Genomic DNA, 1,559 nt, shown 5'->3' on the forward strand with positions numbered 1-1,559 from the left:
CACGTAGCTTATATGAGGAGTGTCAAGGCCTTTAGGGCTCCGCTTTTTTGGGTCCGTTGGTTTTACGGTATCCATGGTCTGAGCCCGATTGCATGACGCGGCTCGTTTCCCGAGCCAGATCCAACTTATATACGGTCGCTGTTCGAAACAGCGGCACCAACATCCCGCTTGCGGCGGACAGGGGCTCAGGAAGACGAGACCATTCTGAGACAACGGCGATTGAAGCCACGCTACGTGCCGGTTCGTCCACCTCGGATCCGCCAGGACTGATCAGATCCTGGAAGATGGCAGAATTCGATGGGTGTAGCGCATCAGGCGACCGTCATGATCGCTCCCTCGATGACAACGCCGGCGTTAATGTATTTCCACAGCGCCACGAGCAGCTTGCGGGCCAGCGCCACGATCATTGTCTTCTTCAGCCGGCCGTTGTTCTGCTTCACCCGCTCCTTGAACCATAAGGTGAGCGCTGACTGCGGTTGATGGCGCACCCATAGCCAGGCCATCTGGACCAGCGTCGTTCGCAGAGTCGGATTGCCAGATTTCGACACCCCCTGCTCGTGATCGATCGCCCCACTCTTCCAGGGCGTCGCCGCCAGGCCGGCATAGGCGGCAACCTGACGTCGGTTGTCAAAATGACGCGACAGCCCCTCCGACCAGAGGACAATGGCGAACTCCGGCCCGATGCCTTTCAGGTTGAGCAGCATCGCCGGTGCTGGCGAGACGGCCTGCGCAGCAGCGAGCATGGCATCGCGTTCGGCCTCGACCGCCTTGATCTGCTCCAGTAGCAGTTCCAGTCGATCGAGTTCCCGGCCGATCTGCGCCTTCAAATGTGCGGGCAAGGGCCGGCCGTCGCCGGTCTGAAGCGCCGCCAGTTGCTTGCGCCGATCGCGGCGCAACGGCTCGTAGCCGGATACGCCCTGGCTGAACAGCAGGCCCTTGATGCGGTTGACGTGGCGCACGCGCTCGTTCGTCAATGCCTTGCGCTCACGCGAGATGCGGCGGCGGTCCTCTTCCTCGGGCATCGGTACCCGTAGCATCGCGCACACCCGCGGTTCACCCCGCTTATAGGCCAGCAATGCCCGAACCAGCGCCTCGCCGTCGATCTTGTCGGTCTTTGCCCGGCGCCGCCGGCGCGCGGTCGCAATCGACGCCGGATCGACGACGTGGCTTTCGATCCCCTCGGCCTGTAGCACGCGGTGGATCCAGAAGCCGTCGAGCCCGGCCTCCTGGATCACGATGATCGGAAAGTGCCGCCCGGTCCGCGCTTGCGCCTTCCTGTTGAGCTCGGCAAATCGCGCCAGCATGCCGGCGACATCGCCGGCCGCCACCGAATGTTTCGACATCTTCTCGCCGCCACCCGGCGACAGCGAGGTGATCAACCATTTCGAGCGACTCAATTCCAACGAGACGAAAATTGCGCCAAGATCGGTGCGGATAGCGGTCGGCGCTTTGGATTGGTGAGCTGCTACGGGCATGCTTGCCTCCAGGGTAAGGTGTTGATTACGCGACCTGACCTTGCCACAGCGCAGGTCGCTATCCACCCTCCTCATAGGATCTGA

1 protein-coding gene is annotated in these 1,559 nt (G+C 62.2%); it reads right to left on the minus strand.

Annotated features, from left to right (window positions below; genetic code table 11):
- Positions 1 to 311: 311 nt before the first annotated feature.
- Complete coding sequence (locus tag NKJ46_RS34555) at positions 312 to 1,475, minus strand: IS110 family RNA-guided transposase (RefSeq protein ID WP_352671807.1); 1,164 nt, start codon at positions 1,473 to 1,475, stop codon at positions 312 to 314.
- Between the last annotated feature and the right edge of the window lie 84 nt (positions 1,476 to 1,559).

Source organism: Mesorhizobium sp. M0166, assembly GCF_040322255.1.
Taxonomy (GTDB): Bacteria; Pseudomonadota; Alphaproteobacteria; order Rhizobiales; family Rhizobiaceae; genus Mesorhizobium.

Bases quoted from the DNA above. Each gene is read 5' to 3' on its own strand.
- NKJ46_RS34555 (WP_352671807.1), bottom strand. From the start codon at position 1,475: ATGCCCGTAGCAGCTCACCAATCCAAAGCGCCGACCGCTATCCGCACC.